The organism is Devosia sp. UYZn731 (assembly GCF_040546795.1).
In the GTDB taxonomy this organism is placed as follows: Bacteria; Pseudomonadota; Alphaproteobacteria; order Rhizobiales; family Devosiaceae; genus Devosia.
The window spans coordinates 41,641-59,318 of the sequence record NZ_JBEPOL010000016.1 but is presented as its reverse complement, the minus strand read 5'-3'; the positions used below and the strand labels follow the sequence as shown (position 1 = coordinate 59,318).

The following is a 17,678-nucleotide window of genomic DNA, read 5'->3' as shown; positions in this document are numbered from 1 at the left end:
AGCAACTTCAGAAGCTTGCCGGTCGCTGCGGGCCTTGCGGCGCCGCGGTCTCCAGCGATGAGCCGGGTTATAGGGACACCCGCCGAACCTGTAAACCCCGGAAAATGACAAAACTGACTTTTTTGGAAAAACACAGATTCGCCCGTGTGGATAACTCCCACGAGAGGCCATTGGTTGCGGGCCTTACAGCGCCAACTACCCCAATATGGTTTTGTTTGCAGACGGTTCAACCCTTTACCTCTCATGGGCCAATTGCTTGCCCCCTATCCAATCACCCCTCAAACGCCTTGGGGCCTAATATCGCCGCATTTCTTGCAGATCACCCAACTGCGCGTATAAGACTCCTGCGGATACGCGCGTGAACTTGCTTCTATGCAGACCGGCGCCAGACCGGCCCTCGGGGGACGACCGTGACAGTTCTAAGGATTGGGCGTTGAACGCAGCGCAACGAAATCGCCATGCGGCACGGCTGAAGGCTACGGGATACGAAGATTGTCCCGCCCTCACAGTCCAATCGACCGATGGCGAAATCCCCCATGGCCGCGAGCTGAGCTTCGCCTGGCTGACCGGCACCGTCATGACCGGCCTTACCTCTGTTCTATTGATGGGCGCCGCGCTTTACGTATCGTTTCAGGGCCAGGATACGTTCTCTACCGCCTATGAGGCTTTGCAGCTCGCCCGGCCCAAGGCTGAGGCACAGGCGCCCACCGATCTGTCGGCAAAATCCTCGCGCTCGCGGCCTGTCGCCGCCACCCGCTCGGACCTCGAGGTGATCGAGGCGTCCATCCGCGAAACCGTCGACGGCCGCGACATGATCCGCAACCAGCCCTTCGTGCGCATCAAGGCAACGCTGGCCACCGCGGCCACTTCGCTCTCCGAAGACGCACCCGCCTATGACCCGGTCGCCATTCTCACGGCCACGACGCCCGAAACCAATACCGCGGCGCCCGAGGTCAATACCGATATCTATGGCGCCGAAGTCGAGGGCGAAGTCGCCGTTCGGCTGGCCGCCATGCCAATGACCTTCGTGCCCGCCAAGGTGATTTCCGATCAGTCGGCCGCCGCCTTCGTGCGCGACACGGTGGAAAGCGCCTATTCGGAATCCGGCTTTGATACGCCGACCCTGGCCTATGCGGCCCTGGGTCCGACCATTCGCGATCTCGGCGTGGTCGGCGGCGATACGCTGGGCGGCATCGCCGAGAATGTCACCGTGGTGCCGCGCACCGTCGATGCCGAGCAGGCGGGCCTGGGCCGTGCCGAGCGCATCCTGACCATTCGCGAGCCGACCCCGATCAACGAGGTTTTGACCAAGAACGGCTTTACGGCGCCGATGATCACGGCGATCGAGACCAATCTGCACAACGTGCTGCCCACCACCAACCTGCCGGCAAGCACGCGCCTGCGCATCCTGTTCGGCCCGTCGCGCAGTTCCGACAGCCTCATTCCCTATCGTCTCAGCGTCTATATGCATGACGACGCCACCAACACCGACAAGCACAAGGCCACCGTCGCGCTGACCGACAATGGCCAATATGTCCTGGGCCTCGAGCCGCCGGCGATAACCTTCCCCGATGAAGACACCGAGGAAATCAACGTCGCCAACCTGCCCACCATTTACCGCTCGATCTGGGAGACCGGTCGCAAGCACGACCTGGACGATGCCACTATCGAGCGCATCATCGGCATGTTTGCCTATGACATCGACATGACCAAAAAGGTCGTGGCCGGCGACAGTATCGAAGTGCTCGAGACGCCCGCCGATGCCAATGGCAAAGCGGGCCTGCTCTATGTCGGCATCACCCTGGGACAGACCACGCGGCAACTCTACCGCTTTGCGACTGCCGACGGCACTGTCGACTATTACGATCCCGAGGGCGAAACCGGCAAACGCTTCCTCAATCGCCGTCCGCTGCAAGGCGGCGGCACGCTGCGCTCGCGCTTCGGTTACCGCATCCATCCCATTTTCCACACCCGCAAGCTCCATACCGGCGTCGATCTGGCTGCCAAGTCCGGCACGCCCATCTATGCCGCCGGCGATGGCGTGGTGGAATACCACGGCTGGGAATCGGGCTATGGCAACAAGATCGAGATCAAGCACGTCAACGGCTTCGAAACCGCTTATGCGCATATGAGCCGCTATGAGCCCGGCATCGATGTCGGCACCCGCGTGCGCCAGGGGCAGTTGATCGGCTATGTGGGCGAAACCGGCTATGCCACCGGCCCGCATCTGCATTTCGAGATGAAGATCAACGGCAATTTGGTCGATCCGCTGAGCGTCAAGCTGCCGCGCGAAAACACCATGCCGCCGCAATACCAGAACCAGTTCCACCAGGTGATCGCCCAGATCAACGAACTGATGTCGCGCGACCCCGCCAAGGTGAATGTTGCGGCGGCCAACTAGGGAGCGCTCGCTCTCCATTCACCGCCAATGACAATCTCGGTGTCGGCGTTAGGCGCAGCCGAACGAGATATTCAGCTCATCTTGGGCCGGGATGGATCATCAGAACCATCAGTCTGCCACCGTCCCCCGTTGCGGGGAGGCCGAGCGAAATAAGGCTTAGCCCTCGCCAAGTCCGTACATCGCGCCGGAATGGGTAGGGTTCCGCAATTCCATCCCCCAACACACCCCACCCTTGATCCATCCCCGCAAAAGGGAGGGTGTCGACTGCAAGATATAGCTCACAGTCACGCTGCGTTTTCGTGCTTCACGGGCTTTCGCTCCAGCGTCCACCAGGCGATCGCTGCCGAGACCAGGCACAGCGCCGCGGTCACATAAGTAACGCTGGCAAAGGCGGCGTCCGTTGCCGTCAACCGCGCCGCTTCTTCGCTCGCACTCAATCCCGGCGCCGCCATGCCGAAAAAGATCGGTAGTTCCGCAGCGCTCCCCAGCGCTTGCTCGAACACCGACGCCACCACCACGCCAAGCAGCGCCACAGCCATTAGCCCCGCGACACGCGCCACCGCATTGTTGACGCCCGACGCCACGCCGGTGTCGCTATCGGTGACCGAGGTCATCACCGCCGTCGACAGCGGCGACACCACCAGTCCCATGCCCAAACCGAGCAGCACGATGCAGGGCATGACGGCGAACCACACATTATGCAGCGGAGCCGTCAGGCCCAGCAAGGCGAATGCGGCAGCCACCACGATCGAGCCCACCGCGATCAGTGGCGCCGGCCCGAACCGGTCCGCCATCATGCCGCTGAACGAGGACAATATGGTCAAGAGGATCCCCAGCGGCAGCAGCGCCAATGCCACCTCGGCGGGGGATACGCCCCAGCCGGCAATCAGCGTCATTGGCAGGAAAAACATCGTGCCGCCCAGTGCGAAATAGAGCGCGAAGGTCAGCGCATTGGCGCCCGAAAACGCCTTGATGGCGAACAGTCGCAAGGGCAGCATCGGGGTTCTGGTCCGCGCCTCCCAGACCAGGAACAGCACCGCAACCACAAGGCCGCCACCGGCATAAAGCGCAATATGGCTCAGCGGCGGCGTGCTTTCGCTGCCGCTTCCCGTTAGCCCAAAGGCGATCAGCATCAGCGCCAAGGTCGCCAGGACCGCTCCTACGACGTCAAGCTTCCGGCCCGCCTCGGGCCGGTCCGCCCGCACCTTGAACCACAACAGCGCCAGCGCCGCTGCGCCCAGCGGCAGGTTGATGGCGAAAATCAGCCGCCAGCTCGCCTCGCCAAACCAGGTCAGCACGAAACCGCCAATGATCGGCCCGCCGATCGAGGTCAGTGACGAAGCCGCCGCCCAGATACCGATCGCCTTGCCGCGTTCGTCGCGCGGATAAGCCTTGGCGATGATGGCCAGACTGCCCGGCACCATGAACGCCGCCCCGGCGCCCTGCACCGCGCGCGCGATCACCAGCACCAGTGGCGTCGGCGACAGCGCCACCACCACCGATGCCAGCACGAACACCACAATGCCCAGCCCGAACATCTTGCGCAGGCCGAACCGGTCTCCGGCTGCGCCACCCAGGAGAATCAGCGACGACAGGAACAGCAGGTAGCCATTGGAAATCCACTGCGCATCGGCCAGCGTCGCGCCCAGATCGGCTCGGATCGCCGGAATGGCGATCGAGATCACCGAACCATCGATAAATCCCATGCTGGAGGCCAGGATCGCCGCGATCAGCACGAACCGCCGTTCCGCGGGCGTCGTCGCCATGGCGGTGTTGTCTGAAAGGGGCGCGCTGGCTTCTGTCATGGTGGGTCCTTGAGTCGATAGGCAATCATCGGCTACCGCCGATGATGCCGCCAGCCCTATTCCCGCGCCACGTAAATCGCCAGCTCGTTCCCGCCCGGCTCGCGGAAATGAAACCGCCGCCCGCCGGGGAAATCGAATTGCGGCCGGGTAATCACGCCGCCCGCCGCGATCACCCGCTGTTCCGCGCCATCCAGGTCATCGGTCCGCAGGATCGCCGTCGTTGTCGCGACCTTGTCGGCCGATTGATCGACCCCGCCGTCGATGCCAGCGTCGTTCAATCCGTCATAATCGGGTCCATAGCTGGTGATGCCCCAGCCAAAGGCCGCCTGGAAGAATGCGCTCGTCACCGCCCGATTGCTCGAGGGGAACTCGATATAGTCAATCTTGTCCGCCATTTTTCACCTCTATGTTCTGGCTTTGTTCTAGCCTAGGATCGACCGGCTGGCAACCCGGTTCGGCAGCGATTCGGCCTGCTACCTCTCGCCAAATATCGATCTGCTTCAGTCGGAACAAAGAAGAGCCTCATGACCTCAGCCTGGGATCACGCCGTACCGCAAGACGCGGGTTTCGCCCCCGACCTCGCCCACAAGCTCGAAGCGCTGGTCGCCGCCGGACAGTTGCCGCCCGTTCATGCCATTGTTCTCGCCCGGCATGACCGGTTGTTGCTCGATCGCTATTTCATCGGCGAGGACCAGCAGATCGGCTACGATTCCATCGGTCGCATCGCCTTTACCGGCACAACGCTGCACGACTTGCGTTCGGTGACGAAAAGCATCGTCGGCCTGCTCTATGGCATCGCCCTTGAGCGTGGCCTTGTTCCCGGCCTTGATGCACCATTGGTCGACGCCTTCCCCGAATATCCCGATCTTGCCGCCGATCCAGCCCGACGCCGGCTCACGGTTGCCCATGCTCTGTCGATGACCATGGGGCTCGATTGGGACGAGTCGCTGCCCTATACCGATCCGCGCAACTCTGAAATCGCCATGGAGATGGCGGCGGATCGTTACCGCTTCACGCTCGACCGCGCCATCGTGGCCGCGCCCGGCGCAAGTTGGATTTACTCCGGCGGCGCGGTCGCCCTGATCGGCGCGCTGATCGAGCGCGGCTCCGGCCAAAGCCTGCCTGATTTCGCCCGCGACGCGCTGTTTCGGCCGCTCGGCATCCACCGAAGCGAATGGTTTTCCGGAGACGACGGCGTCTATTCGGCCGCCGCCGGGCTGCGGCTCGGTGCCCTGGACCTGCTGCGCATCGGGTCCATGCTGGCCAATGGCGGCCAGCATGAAGGCGGCCAGATCGTGCCATCGTCCTGGCTCAAGCAAAGCTGGACCCGCCGGACGGATACGGTCTGGGGCCAGGCCTATGGCTATCTCTGGTATCTGGGCCGCGCCACGCCGCCGGCCTTTCCGGGTGGCACGCCCAGCGTTGCCGGCTATGGCAATGGCGGTCAGCGCCTGTTCGTGCTGCCCGAAGCCGGCATTGCCTGCGTCATCCTGGCCGGTCTTTATGACACGCCGGGCGGCGAGCAGGGCCCGGAATGGATTTGGCGCGAGCTGATCTTGCCCAATTTCATCGGCTAGAACAAAAAGGCCGGGCTTTCACCCGGCCTTCCAATCGACTTTATGCGGCGGCGTCGCTTGCCGGTGCCATGCCGGGCAGCAGCACCAACCCGTCCTCGCCGGCATCGATCAGCACCTGATCGCCATCGGCGATGCGACCGCTCAGGATCTCGTCGGCCAAGCCGTCCTGCACAGAGCGCTGAATTACCCGCTTCAGCGGCCGCGCCCCATAGGCCGGATCATAGCCTTCGTTCGCCAGCCAATCGCGCGCCCGCGGCGTCAGCGTCAGCTTGATATCGCGGTCCTTGAGCAGGCTCTCCAACCGCTTGAACTGGATATCGACGATAGCGCCCATATGCTCGCGGCCCAGCCGGTGAAACAGCAGGATTTCATCGAGCCGGTTGAGGAATTCGGGGCGGAACGCGGTCTTGACCATGTCCAGCACCTTGCCGCGCACCAGTTCCACCGAGTCCCCGTCCTTGAGCTCGACCAGGTATTCGGCGCCCAGGTTGCTGGTCAGGATGATCACCGTATTGCGGAAATCCACCGTCCGGCCCTGCCCGTCGGTCAGCCGGCCCTCATCGAGCACCTGCAGCAGCACGTTGAACACATCCGGATGCGCCTTTTCGATCTCGTCGAACAGGATCACCTGGTAGGGCCGCCGCCGCACCGCTTCCGTCAGCACGCCGCCTTCGTCATAGCCCACATAGCCCGGAGGCGCCCCGATCAGGCGGGCCACCGAGTGCTTCTCCATGAATTCGCTCATGTCGATGCGCACCATGGCGGTCTCGTCGTCGAACAGGAACTGCGCCAGCGCCTTGGTCAGCTCGGTCTTGCCGACGCCGGTTGGCCCCAGGAACATGAACGAGCCGATTGGCCGGTTCGGATCCTGCAACCCAGCCCGGGCCCGCCGCACCGCTTTGGCCACCGCGGCCACGGCTTCGGCCTGCCCGATCACCCGCGCGCCCAGTGCCTCTTCCATCTTGAGAAGCTTTTCGCGCTCGCCTTCCAGCATCCGGTCCACCGGAATGCCGGTCCAGCGGCTGACGACCTGCGCAATATGGCTGGGCGTCACCACTTCCTCGGCCATCAGCGGATCGACAACGCCATTGGCGTCCTCGGCGCCCTTGATCTGCTTTTCGAGACCGGGAATGACCCCATAGGCCAGCTCTCCGGCCTTGGCCAGGTCACCCGTCCGCTGTGCAATTTCGAGCTGCGAACGCGCCGCATCCAGTGCTTCCTTGAGCTTCTGGCTGCCCTGCAGGCGATCTTTTTCGGCATGCCACTTGGTCGACAGCGACTGCGCCTGCTCCTCGAGCCCGCCCAATTCGCTCTCCAGCCGATCGAGCCGCGTCTTTGAGGCGTCGTCGGTCTCCTTGCGCAAAGCCTCGCGCTCGATCTTGAGCTGCATGATGCGCCGGTCGAGTTCGTCCAGCGCCTCTGGCTTGCTGTCCACCGCCATGCGCAGCCGTGCGCCAGCCTCGTCCATCAAATCGATGGCCTTATCGGGCAAAAACCGGTCGGTGATATAGCGATTGCTCAGCGTCGCCGCCGCCACCAGCGCCGAATCCGAAATCCGAATACCGTGATGCAGCTCGTACTTTTCCTTGAGCCCGCGCAGGATCGAGATCGTGTCCTCAACACTGGGCTCATCGACAAACACCGGCTGGAAGCGACGGGCCAGGGCCGCGTCCTTCTCCACATGCTTGCGATATTCGTCCAGCGTCGTCGCGCCGACGCAATGCAGCTCGCCACGCGCCAAAGCCGGCTTCAGCAGGTTCGATGCATCCATCGCCCCCTCGCCTTTGCCCGCGCCCACCAGCGTATGCATCTCGTCGATGAACAGGATAATCTGCCCGTCCGAGGACGTCACCTCGTTGAGCACGGCCTTCAGCCGCTCCTCGAACTCGCCGCGATATTTCGCACCGGCAATCAGCGCGCCCATGTCCAGCGACAACAGGGACTTGTTCTTGAGGCTCTCCGGCACATCGCCATTAACGATGCGGATCGCCAGCCCTTCGGCGATCGCCGTCTTGCCGACGCCCGGCTCGCCAATCAGCACCGGATTGTTCTTGGTGCGGCGGCTGAGCACCTGAATGGTGCGACGAATCTCCTCGTCCCGCCCGATCACCGGATCGAGCTTGCCCTCGCGCACCGCCTGCGTCAGATCGCGGGAATATTTCTTGAGGGCATCATAGGAATTCTCCGCCGATGCGGAATCAGCGGTCCGCCCTTTGCGGATTTCTTCGATCGCCGTATTCAGCCCCGCCGGCGTTACCCCGGCCGACGACAGAATCTTGCCCGCATCGGTGTCCTTCTCGATCACCAGCGCCAACAGCAGGCGCTCGACGGTCACGAACGAGTCGCCCGCCTTCTGCGCCGCGCTTTCAGCGGTGTCGAACACCCGCGCCAGTTCGCGGCTCAGATAAAGCTGCGAGCCGTCGCCCGATACGCTCGGCAATTTATTCAGCGCTGCTTCGACCCCGGCCCGCGCCGTCTTGGGATTGCCCCCGGCGCGCTCGATCAACCCATTGGCCATGCCCTGCTCGTCATCGAGCAGAACCTTGAGCAGATGCAGCGGCGTAAACTGCTGGTGCCCCTTGCCCAGTGCGGCGGTCTGCGCGCTCTGGATAAAGCCGCGCGCCCGCTCGGTATATTTTTCGATATTCATTCAACTCTCCTGGTCTCGCCCGCCCGATTGCCCAAAGGCACAACCAGACGGCGGAAGCGTCGTTCGACGAAACGCCCGCTCAGCGGCGCTGCTCCATCATGCCCCAAATATAGGGAGGGGATTGCAAAGGAAAAGGGTTGGGATCGCCCATCTCACGACAAGCACCGGACCGCCATCTTCCGCCGGTGGCGCCATCGCCGATAAAAAATCTGGCTACCCTGCCGGCTCAGTCGACACCTCCCCCTACCAGGGGGAGGATCAAGGTGGGGGTCTTTCGCCGCCGAACTCGACCTCTCGGCACCCCCACCCAGCCTCCCCCTGGCAGGGGGAGGGGCTGCCCTGTGATCGTCGCAAGATCGAGCGGCAATCTATCTGAGATAGCCCTACCGGGAGCTGGCTGAACAAACAAAAAAGCCGGACATCGCTGCCCGGCCTCTTCAAATCTTACCCACGGATCACTCCGCGGCGGTCGTCCCACCAGCGGTGATGAATGCCGGCAAATCGCCGACATCGGGCTGCGGCTCGTTGGCCGGATCGCCCGCATCGCCACCCGCCGGACGGCGACGGCGCGGACGGCGCTCGCGCACCTTGCGCGGCTCACCCTCGACGTCGCTTTCAGCGGCAGCTTCAACCGGCGCAACTTCAGCCACCGGTGCTGCAGCCTGCGCGGCTGCGGCTTCGGCGGCGGCCGCTGCGGCCTGCTCACGGGCCAGTTGCTGGGCCTTGGCGCGCTCTTCAGCCGATGGCCGATCGGGACGCGGCTGGCGCTCCTGCCGGTCGCCACGATCCTGGCGCTCTGCGCCATTGTTCTGCTGCTGCGGCTGTTGCTGCTGATACGGCTGCTCGCCGCCCTCGTCGCCATCGTTCTGCTGGCTGGCCGGCTGCGGCGAGGAGAAGCGCGAATTGATTTCGGGCATATCGTCGTCGAAATCGTCGCCATCTTCGCGCGTTGCATTGGGCTGGGCCGCCGAAACGATGCGGAAATAATGCTCGGCGTGCTGGAGATAGTTCTCCGCCATCACCGAGTCGCCGCTGGACTGCGCGTCGCGGGCGAGCTGCATATATTTCTCCGCGATATGGGGAGCGTTACCGCGCACCTTCACATCGGGGCCATTGCTCTCGAAGCTGCGCGACAGTGGATTGACGTGCTTGCGTCCACCGTTACGGCCGCGCGAGCGGTTCTTGTTGTTATTGTTGTTATTCTGGCTGTTGGGTCTCATCTGGTCGCTTTGTCTAACTCAAAAAAGTTAAGCGTCACACATCTGGCGGACCGGCATCGTGCCGAGGTCGGCCAAAGGCCAGGCGGAGCCCCTGGCTCCAGCATCTGGCAAAGTCTGGCTTCATGAAGACCGTAAGCTGTCGCGCGGCAATGCCACTTGTTCCGACATCATCAGCGTGGGCCGGACTTCCGGGACCGCGCTGCGCCTTGCAGCTTTTAAGATGAACGGGTGACTATCACCGTGGCGCCCATGATGCGCCGTTGACAGCAAATGTGAAGCTATCTGGTTCGCGCCGCCATTCCAAGCATAAAATGCTCCAGTTCACCGGGCCGTGCGCGTTATACCGTTGATATGGTGCGCGCTGATCACACGATCAAGCCCCGCGAGGTCCCGATGCACCGCCACCTCGCCAAACCCCGCCGCGACGAACAGCGCCGTTACTGCCGCCCCCTGGTCATAACCGATTTCGACCAGCACGCGGCCGCTGGGCGCCAGGTATCGCGCTGCGTCCGCCGCGATAATCCGATACGGCGCCAACCCATCCGGCCCACCATCCAGCGCCAGAAGCGGATCGAAATCACGCACTTCAGGGGATAAGGTCTCAACGACGGCCGAGGTTATGTAGGGCGGATTGGAGACGATGAGGTCGAACCTGTCTTCACCTCTCCCTTTGGGGGAGAGGTGGTCAGTGCCTCGAACCACGACCCCTGCAAAAACGCGATCCGCTCAGTTACCCCGTGCCGCCCCGCATTCCCCCTCGCTGCCCCCAGCGCCTCCGCGCTCAAATCCGTCGCCACCGCCGTCACGTCCGCCCGGTTCACCAGCACGGCAATCGCAATCGCCCCCGTCCCCGTCCCGAGATCCAGCAGCCTGCCCCCCGCCGGGAGCGCCGCAATTGCCATGTCGACCAGCATTTCCGTCTCGGGCCGCGGCTCAAGCGTCGCTGCGTTCAGCCCGAACCCCAGCCCATAAAACTCGCGCTCACCCACAATGCGCGCCACGGACTCCCCGGTCAGCCGCCGCTGCAACAGCCCTGCCACGCGCTGCACCCCGGCCTCGTCGACCGGCTCGCCCTCGCGCGTCGCAATCTCGAGGTCACTCAGCCCCAGCGCAAAAGCCGTCAGCCGCTTGGCATCCAGCGCGGCGCTGTCAAACCCCAGCCGCATCAGCACGTCGCGCCATTGCCGCCACAGCGCCGCGATGCTGAGGAGATTGCTCAGTTTGCATTTTCCAGATCGGCCAATTGCTCGGCCTGATATTCGGTGATCAGCGCCTCGATCAACTCATCCAGCGCTTCGCCGGTAATGACCTTGTCTAGTTTGTAAAGCGTCAGGTTGATCCGGTGGTCGGTCACCCGCCCCTGCGGGAAATTGTAGGTCCGGATACGCTCCGACCGGTCGCCCGATCCCACTTGGCCCTTACGCTCGGCCGAACGAGCGCTGTCGCGTTCCTCGCGCTGCATTTCATACAGCCGCGCTCGCAGCACCAGCATGGCCTGCGCCCGGTTCTGGTGCTGGCTCTTCATCGCCGAAGTCACCACGATCCCCGACGGCATATGGGTAATACGCACCGCCGAGTCGGTGGTGTTGACGTGCTGTCCGCCCGCACCGGAGGCGCGCATCGTATCGATGCGGATATCCTCATTGCGGATTTCGATGTCGATATCCTCGACCTCGGGCAACACCGCCACCGTCGCCGCCGAGGTATGGATGCGCCCCGAGCCTTCCGTCGCCGGCACCCGCTGCACCCGGTGCACGCCGCTCTCGAACTTCATCCGCGCATAAACGCCCTTGCCCGAGACATTGGCGATGATTTCCTTGAACCCGCCCATTTCGCCGGCGCTTTCTTCCATGATGGTGACCTTCCAGCCATGGTTGGCCGCATAGCGCTCATACATGCGGAACAGATCGCCCGCGAACAGGGCCGCCTCATCGCCGCCGGTGCCGCCGCGGATTTCGAGAATAATCGACTTCTCGTCCGCCTCGTCCTTGGGCAGCAGCAGCACGCGGATCGCCTGATAGAGCTGCTCGATTCTCTCATCGAGCTCCTCGATTTCGGCCTCGGCCATTTCGGCCATTTCCTTGTCGCCGCCCTTGAGCAGCGCCTCGGCCTGAACGCGATCGCTCAGCGCCTTGTTATATCCCCGGATTTCCCCGACGATCGGCGCCAGCTCGGCATGTTCCTTGCTGAACTTGACGAACTCCTCCGGCCCAGCCCCACCCGACAGCGCCGCTTCCACATATTGGAAACGGGTCTCAAGCGCGTCGAGCTTGTCCTGGGGAAGCTGTGCCATGCGATAATTCTCTCTCGTGCTCCCGTGCGTTTAAGGCGCACGAGCACGGAACTCAAGGGTAACGAGCAACCAGCCCATCAGTCGACGCCTCCCCCGCAGGGGGAGGATCAAGGTGGGGGTCTTGTCTATCCAACGCGCGTTTGCCACCCCCACCCAACCTCCCCCTGGAAGGGGGAGGAGCCGCATCGCGGATACAGCGGCATCCAGGATCACCTAAATTGGCAGCCCCTGCTTCTCGATCCATTCGTGGAGTAAGGCTCGAATGGAAATCCCACTCGCCCCGTCGCTCAGCGCCGCCGCCACCGATTGCCGTATCGGCGTCAAATCGAGATTCAGCACCAGTTCCTTGATCGGCCCGATCGAGGCCGGCCCCATGCTCAGCCGCGTCATTCCCACCGCCATCAGCGCCAGCGCGTCCACCGGCTTGCCCGCCAGTTCCCCGCACATGGTGATCGGCACATTATACTTGCGCGCCGCATCCACCACATGCCGGATCGCTCGCAATCTCGGCAGCCCGATCGGATCGTAATTCTTGGCCACCCGCGGATTGGCCCGGTCCGATGCCGTCAAAAACTGCACCAGATCGTTGGACCCGATCGAGACGAAATCCGCCTCCGGCAGCAATTGATCCAGCTCGAACAGCAAGGAGGGCACTTCCACCATCACCCCCAGTTCCAGCTTGCTCGGCACGGCCTTGCCGGCGCGCCGCAGCCGGTCGACTTCCTTGTTGACCACCATGCGCGTCTGGCGGAACTCGAAGGTCTCGGTCACCATCGGCACCAGGATCTTCAGCGCCCGCCCATTGGCCGCCATCAGCAGCGCCCGGATTTGCGTGCGCAACAGCCCCGGCCGGTCCAGCCCCAGCCGGATCGAGCGGAACCCCATGGCCGGGTTCTCTTCATTGTCCGCCCGCAGATACGGCAACACCTTGTCGCCGCCGATATCGAGCAGCCGGAACACCACCGGCCGGTCCTTGGCGATCGCCATGGCCTCGGCATAGAGATCCATCTGTTCACCCAGCCGCGGCAGCTTGCTGGCGATCATGAACTGCAATTCGGTGCGGAACAGCCCCACGCCCGCCGCGCCCGTATCGTCGAGCATGGGTAGGTCCGCCACCAGCCCCGAATTATGCAGCAGCGTGATCTCGACCCCATCCTTGGTAATCGAGGGAATATCCTTGAGCGCGGCGTAATGCGCCCGCCGCTTGGCCGAAACCTTGACCTTGTCGATATAGGCCTGCTCGATATCGGGCGTCGGCCGCAAATGCACCACGCCCGCCGGCCCATCAATGATGATGTCGTCGCCGCTCTCGCACATCGACACGATCGATTGCGCCCGGCCCACCGCTACCATGCCCAGCGAACGCGCGACGATCGCCACATGCGCCGTCGCACCACCCTCTTCCAGCACGATGCCGCGCAGCTTGGTGCGGTCATATTCCAGCAGTTCCGCCGGCCCGATATTGCGCGCCACCAGGATCGCATTGTCCGGCAAATTCCGCCCGATGCCCTGATGGTCCCCGGTCAAAACCCGCAGCAGCCGGTTTGCCAGATCGTCCAGATCATGCAGCCGATCGCGGATATACGGATCGGTCTGGCGCATCATGCGGGCGCGGGTATCGTTCTGCACCCGCTCGACCGCCGCTTCAGCCGAAAGCCCGTTCTCGATCGCCTCCGTCAGCCGATGCACCCAGCCGCGATCATTGGCGAACATGCGATAGGTCTCGAGGATATCGCGATGATCGGAACTGGGCTGCATGTCGCCATGGTCGAGCATGGCGTCGATCGACACGCGCATCCGCTCAAGCGCCGTGTCCAGCCTGGTCTTTTCCTGCTCGGTATCCTCGGCGATGAAATTGGTCACCACCACGCGGGGGTCGTGCAACACGACCGTGCCCAGCGCTATGCCATCGGTAAAACTGACGCCGGTAAACATGCGCGGACGCCTCAGGTCGATATCGGACCCCGGCTTGATCAGATTGTCAAAATCCGAGGTGGCGATCATCTCGGCCAGGATTGTGGCCGTAGTCAGCATCGCTTCCATCTCGTCTTCGCCATAATGGCGCCGCTCGGTATTCTGCACCACGAGTACGCCCAGCGTCTGCCCGGCGCGCAGCACGGGAACGCCCAGGAATGCCGAATAGGGGTCTTCCCCGGTCTCCGGCCGATAGGCGAAAGCGGGATGGCTGGGTGCGTCATCCAGACTCAGGGGTTCGGCTTCCGCCGCAATGATGCCGACGAGGCCCTCGCCCAGCCGCAACGTCGTCATATGCACCGATTCGGCGGCCAGCCCCTTGGTGGCAAACAGCTCCAGCGCGCCGTCATCGCGCAGCACGTAGAACGAGCAGACATCGGCCCGCATATTGTCGGCGATCAGGCCCACGATCTTGTCGAGCCGGGCCTGGCTCCCCAGTGGCTCCGCCATGGTCTCGCGCAATTGCCGCAACAGCACGCGCGGGCCGCCTATGCTTGTGGCCATCTGCTATCGGCAGCCGAAGCCGCCCCCCTCGCGCGGCGCGGCTGAGCGGTTCCCCAGTCGAGCTTACGCGTCTTTTCTATCCAACCCGTAATACGTATGGAGCGCGCGAACCGCAAGCTCGGCATATTGCTCGTCGATCAGAACCGAGGTCTTGATTTCCGAAGTGGTGATCAGCTGTATATTGATGCCCTTGTCGGCCAGTGCCTTGAACATGGACGATGCGACGCCGGCGTGACTGCGCATGCCCACCCCCACGACCGAGATTTTCGCGCCGCCTTTGCTGCCCGAAATCCGAGCATATTCAATCCGCTTGTCGGTCCCGGCGGCCTGCAGCGTCTTGATCGCTTTGTCATACTCGCTGTCGGGCACCGTGAAGGTGATGTCGGTGGTGGCGCCATCGTCGGCGATGTTCTGCACGATCATGTCCACGATAATGCCTTCGTCCGCCAGCGCACCAAAGATCGCCGCCGCGACCCCTGGATTATCCTTGACGTCGCGCAGGGTGATCTTGGCTTCCGCCTTGGCGAGGGTCACGCCCGAAACGATCTGCTTTTCCATGATCTCATCCTCATCACACACGAGAGTGCCAGGCACGCCAGGGGTTCCGTCCGGCGCCAGCTGCGGCGCATCCGGATCATCAAAGCTCGAGCGCACCAAGAGCCGCACCTTATGCGCCATCGCCATTTCCACCGAGCGGATCATCAGCACCTTGGCGCCGAGCGAGGCCATTTCCAGCATTTCCTCAAAGGAAATCTTCGATAGCCGCTGCGCCTTGGGCACGATGCGCGGGTCGGTGGTGTAAACACCGTCAACATCCGTGTAGATATCGCAACGATCCGCCTTCACCGCCGCCGCCACCGCGACAGCCGACGTGTCCGAGCCGCCACGCCCCAGCGTCGTGATGCGGTTATGCGGTGAAACGCCTTGGAAGCCGGTGATCACCGGCACCCAGCCATCTTTCATGCGCTTGTCGAGTTCAGTGCCGTCGATCTCCACGATCCGCGCCGCGCCATGCGCGTCATCGGTCTTGATCGGCACCTGCCAGCCCGCGAACGAGCGCGACTGGATGCCCATTTCGCTGAGCACGATAGCCATCAGCCCAGCCGTCACCTGCTCGCCCGAAGCGACCACGGCGTCATATTCGCGCGCATCGTGGAAGGTGCTGGCCTCGTTGACCCAGCCCACCAGCTCATTGGTCTTGCCGCTCATGGCCGAGACCACCACGCAAACCTCGTTGCCGGCCTCGACCTCGCGTTTGACATGGCGCGCCGACTGACGGATGCGCTCGACGGTCGCCACTGACGTGCCACCGAATTTGACGACGATACGGGCCAATCTTTTCCCCGAACTTCCACCGAACCCGTCGGTACGCTTCTTGTTGAGCGCGGACATGCCACAAAGGGCGCGGGGGATCAATGGGGATGGGGCGGGGGAGGTACGAAGCGAAGCGAGACAGGCGACCGTCTGAGATGGGGTGGTTTGCCGTCTGTCCGCTTTCAGCCGTCAATTCGAGAAAACGGACCCTAGTTGCTCTGACCGTTGCGATGCATAGCGGCACGGGGCGTCGCCGCATACGCAAAGTGGACACTAGATAGTCCCGTCGGCGTGCCTCGTGCCGCTGAAGCGTTTGGTGCGCCTTGGTAGCCCAGCGCGCCGTTTCAGTGGCTTTGCGAGCCGTCGTCTAACGGGTCAGCAATCAAAAAGCCCGTACACTTAAATTCAATTGGGCAAAGAAGTCCTTGGCTTTGCCGATTTGACTTAATGCATTAACGTCGGTGGAACGTCGATATGCAATGCAGCCACAGTCAGCCACTGATCTGAGGCATCATCGCAAAAATATAGGAGTCAGATATGCGGCTATCACCCGTTTTAATCTTGTTTTTTACGTTGCTGTTCGCGTCCAGCGCCCAGCGAGCGTGCCGTTCTTCAATGCGATTTGTGCCCGCGGCATCGAGGTCCATGCCGACGCCGGCGGACCGATCTACATCAACGGCAAAGAGGCAAGGCTCAAGACGTTTAACGCCAACTACTACGAAGCGAGCCGGAACGGCACGACGATCTCGGTTTCGATCAATGCTGACGGCAGTCCTTCCGTCTCCTACACCGGCAGGGGCGGCGCGAATGGCGTGTGCAACCTGTCGGGCGGCAATGGCGGCGCTCAGCCGCGGCCAGTCCCGTTGCCGCAGAATCCTGGGCCATCGGCGGTGGATACCTCAAGCATGCCGCGCTACTGCGCAGGCGAGGCGTCCGCGGAATTCGGCGTGCGGCCGACGGAAATAACCACCAATATGGCCTTCAAGAGCGGCAACAGTTACGTCGTGCAAGGCTACTTCGACGGCGACAATGGCTCGACATTCTTCAACTGCTACTTCGGTCTGGACGGCGGGTTCCGCTCGGTCTCCTAATCGCCGCAGCGGGCCTTGGAGTGACCATACGCGTCGAAGGCCAGCTAGACCCACAAGCGTCTCGTTCCCGACAAATCAACCGGATGGCAGGCATGAACAGCAGTGGCGACTACCCCTACTACAATGGCGAGCCGGTCGAGATCAGCCCGGCAGGCTGGCTGACGCTTGTCGCCTCGGTTGTCGTCGCCTTCGCTTTGCTCGTCACCCTGCCATTCGATACAATCCCGCTTGTATTCGTCCCGGCCATCGCCTTCACCGGCATTCCCCTGATCACCCTGGCTGCCGTCACACGGGGTCGTCACGGCGCCCTGTTTGGGCGCTTTGAGGTCAGGGACTTATTCCTGATGATCGGATTTGGCGTCCTGACAGTCCTGATCTCGTTTGTGGTTGGCTACGCTTTGACTTTCGTCACTTCGATGAACGTAAATGCCGTAGCGGATACTTTGGCGGCAGGTGGTTCATCCGCAGTGGTGACCTTCATGATCCGCAGCTTCATCCAGCTCATCGGCGAGGAGTTGATGACCATCCTCCCCCTGCTGGCGGTGCTGTGGGTTTGCGTTCGCAAGCTCAACCTCTCCCGCCAGACCGGCGTCGTCATCGCCGTTGTCTTTTCCACCCTCGGTTTCGCCGCCGTGCATTTGCCCACCTATGGCTGGAACTTCATCCAGTGCTTCGGGGGCATCGGCTCTGCACGACTAGTTCTGACCGCGGCCTATCTGGTGACGAAGAAACTTTGGGTCTGCGCCGGCGCTCATATCCTCAATGATTGGACCGAGTTTCTGCTGCCCGACGTGGTTCAGGCATTTGGTCACGTTCCAATCGATACCGGCGTCTGACCGAAACGCTTGC

13 protein-coding genes are annotated in these 17,678 nt (G+C 62.9%); 4 read left to right on the top strand and 9 right to left on the bottom strand.

The window, feature by feature from the left end:
• Positions 1-433 precede the first annotated feature (433 nt).
• The gene (locus tag ABIB57_RS25440) at positions 434-2,401 is read left to right on the top strand and encodes a M23 family metallopeptidase (protein WP_354044172.1); all 1,968 of its coding nucleotides are present in this window, start codon (positions 434-436) and stop codon (positions 2,399-2,401) included.
• A 284-nt stretch (positions 2,402-2,685) separates the two neighbouring features.
• Here ABIB57_RS25440 and ABIB57_RS25435 read toward each other — a convergent pair whose 3' ends face one another.
• Together ABIB57_RS25435 and ABIB57_RS25430 are read right to left on the bottom strand one after the other, a co-directional pair.
• Entirely contained in the window at positions 2,686-4,206 is a 1,521-nt protein-coding gene (locus tag ABIB57_RS25435; protein WP_354044171.1) for a DHA2 family efflux MFS transporter permease subunit, read from the bottom strand.
• 56 nt (positions 4,207-4,262) lie between these two features.
• A complete protein-coding gene (locus ABIB57_RS25430; RefSeq protein WP_354044170.1) occupies positions 4,263-4,601 on the bottom strand; it encodes a VOC family protein in 339 nt (112 codons plus the stop codon).
• Positions 4,602-4,730: 129 nt separating this feature from the next.
• Here ABIB57_RS25430 and ABIB57_RS25425 point away from each other — a divergent pair, with 129 nt between their 5' ends.
• Positions 4,731-5,783 (top strand): serine hydrolase domain-containing protein, encoded by a 1,053-nt coding sequence (locus ABIB57_RS25425; protein ID WP_354044168.1) that lies wholly within the window; start codon positions 4,731-4,733, stop codon positions 5,781-5,783.
• Positions 5,784-5,823: 40 nt separating this feature from the next.
• On the opposite strand, the gene clpB is transcribed toward ABIB57_RS25425, so the two are convergent.
• From clpB to ABIB57_RS25390, 7 genes are all read right to left on the bottom strand, one after another.
• Complete coding sequence (clpB, locus tag ABIB57_RS25420) at positions 5,824-8,433, bottom strand: ATP-dependent chaperone ClpB (RefSeq protein WP_354044167.1); 2,610 nt, start codon at positions 8,431-8,433, stop codon at positions 5,824-5,826.
• Positions 8,434-8,888: 455 nt separating this feature from the next.
• Positions 8,889-9,653: a DUF4167 domain-containing protein gene (locus tag ABIB57_RS25415; RefSeq protein ID WP_354044166.1), complete on the bottom strand. Its 765-nt coding sequence runs from the start codon at positions 9,651-9,653 to the stop codon at positions 8,889-8,891.
• Between the two features lie 321 nt (positions 9,654-9,974).
• On the bottom strand, positions 9,975-10,238 hold the full coding sequence (locus ABIB57_RS25410) for a class I SAM-dependent methyltransferase (protein ID WP_354044165.1): 264 nt from the start codon (positions 10,236-10,238) through the stop codon (positions 9,975-9,977).
• A 32-nt stretch (positions 10,239-10,270) separates the two neighbouring features.
• A complete protein-coding gene (locus tag ABIB57_RS25405; protein ID WP_354044163.1) occupies positions 10,271-10,819 on the bottom strand; it encodes a N5-glutamine methyltransferase family protein in 549 nt (182 codons plus the stop codon).
• 50 nt (positions 10,820-10,869) lie between these two features.
• A complete protein-coding gene (gene prfA, locus ABIB57_RS25400; protein WP_354044162.1) occupies positions 10,870-11,946 on the bottom strand; it encodes a peptide chain release factor 1 in 1,077 nt (358 codons plus the stop codon).
• A gap of 213 nt (positions 11,947-12,159) precedes the next feature.
• Positions 12,160-14,424 (bottom strand): phosphoenolpyruvate--protein phosphotransferase, encoded by a 2,265-nt coding sequence (gene ptsP / locus ABIB57_RS25395; protein WP_354044161.1) that lies wholly within the window; start codon positions 14,422-14,424, stop codon positions 12,160-12,162.
• Between the two features lie 63 nt (positions 14,425-14,487).
• Entirely contained in the window at positions 14,488-15,759 is a 1,272-nt protein-coding gene (locus tag ABIB57_RS25390) for an aspartate kinase (RefSeq protein WP_354044159.1), read from the bottom strand.
• Between the two features lie 581 nt (positions 15,760-16,340).
• Here ABIB57_RS25390 and ABIB57_RS25385 point away from each other — a divergent pair.
• Positions 16,341-16,829, top strand: a complete 489-nt coding sequence (locus tag ABIB57_RS25385) for a hypothetical protein (RefSeq protein ID WP_354044158.1) — start codon at positions 16,341-16,343, stop codon at positions 16,827-16,829.
• 92 nt (positions 16,830-16,921) lie between these two features.
• Positions 16,922-17,665 (top strand): CPBP family intramembrane glutamic endopeptidase, encoded by a 744-nt coding sequence (locus tag ABIB57_RS25380; protein ID WP_354044157.1) that lies wholly within the window; start codon positions 16,922-16,924, stop codon positions 17,663-17,665.
• Positions 17,666-17,678: the final 13 nt, after the last annotated feature.

Excerpts from the sequence above, each read along its gene's own strand:
- ABIB57_RS25380 (WP_354044157.1), top strand. The coding sequence starts at position 16,922 with ATGAACAGCAGTGGCGACTACCCCTACTACAATGGCGAGCCGGTCGAG.
- prfA (WP_354044162.1), bottom strand. The coding sequence starts at position 11,946 with ATGGCACAGCTTCCCCAGGACAAGCTCGACGCGCTTGAGACCCGTTTC.
- ABIB57_RS25425 (WP_354044168.1), top strand. The coding sequence starts at position 4,731 with ATGACCTCAGCCTGGGATCACGCCGTACCGCAAGACGCGGGTTTCGCC.
- ABIB57_RS25435 (WP_354044171.1), bottom strand. The coding sequence starts at position 4,206 with ATGACAGAAGCCAGCGCGCCCCTTTCAGACAACACCGCCATGGCGACG.
- clpB (WP_354044167.1), bottom strand. The coding sequence starts at position 8,433 with ATGAATATCGAAAAATATACCGAGCGGGCGCGCGGCTTTATCCAGAGC.
- ABIB57_RS25415 (WP_354044166.1), bottom strand. The coding sequence starts at position 9,653 with ATGAGACCCAACAGCCAGAATAACAACAATAACAACAAGAACCGCTCG.
- ABIB57_RS25405 (WP_354044163.1), bottom strand. The coding sequence starts at position 10,819 with ATGCGGCTGGGGTTTGACAGCGCCGCGCTGGATGCCAAGCGGCTGACG.
- ptsP (WP_354044161.1), bottom strand. The coding sequence starts at position 14,424 with ATGGCCACAAGCATAGGCGGCCCGCGCGTGCTGTTGCGGCAATTGCGC.
- ABIB57_RS25430 (WP_354044170.1), bottom strand. The coding sequence starts at position 4,601 with ATGGCGGACAAGATTGACTATATCGAGTTCCCCTCGAGCAATCGGGCG.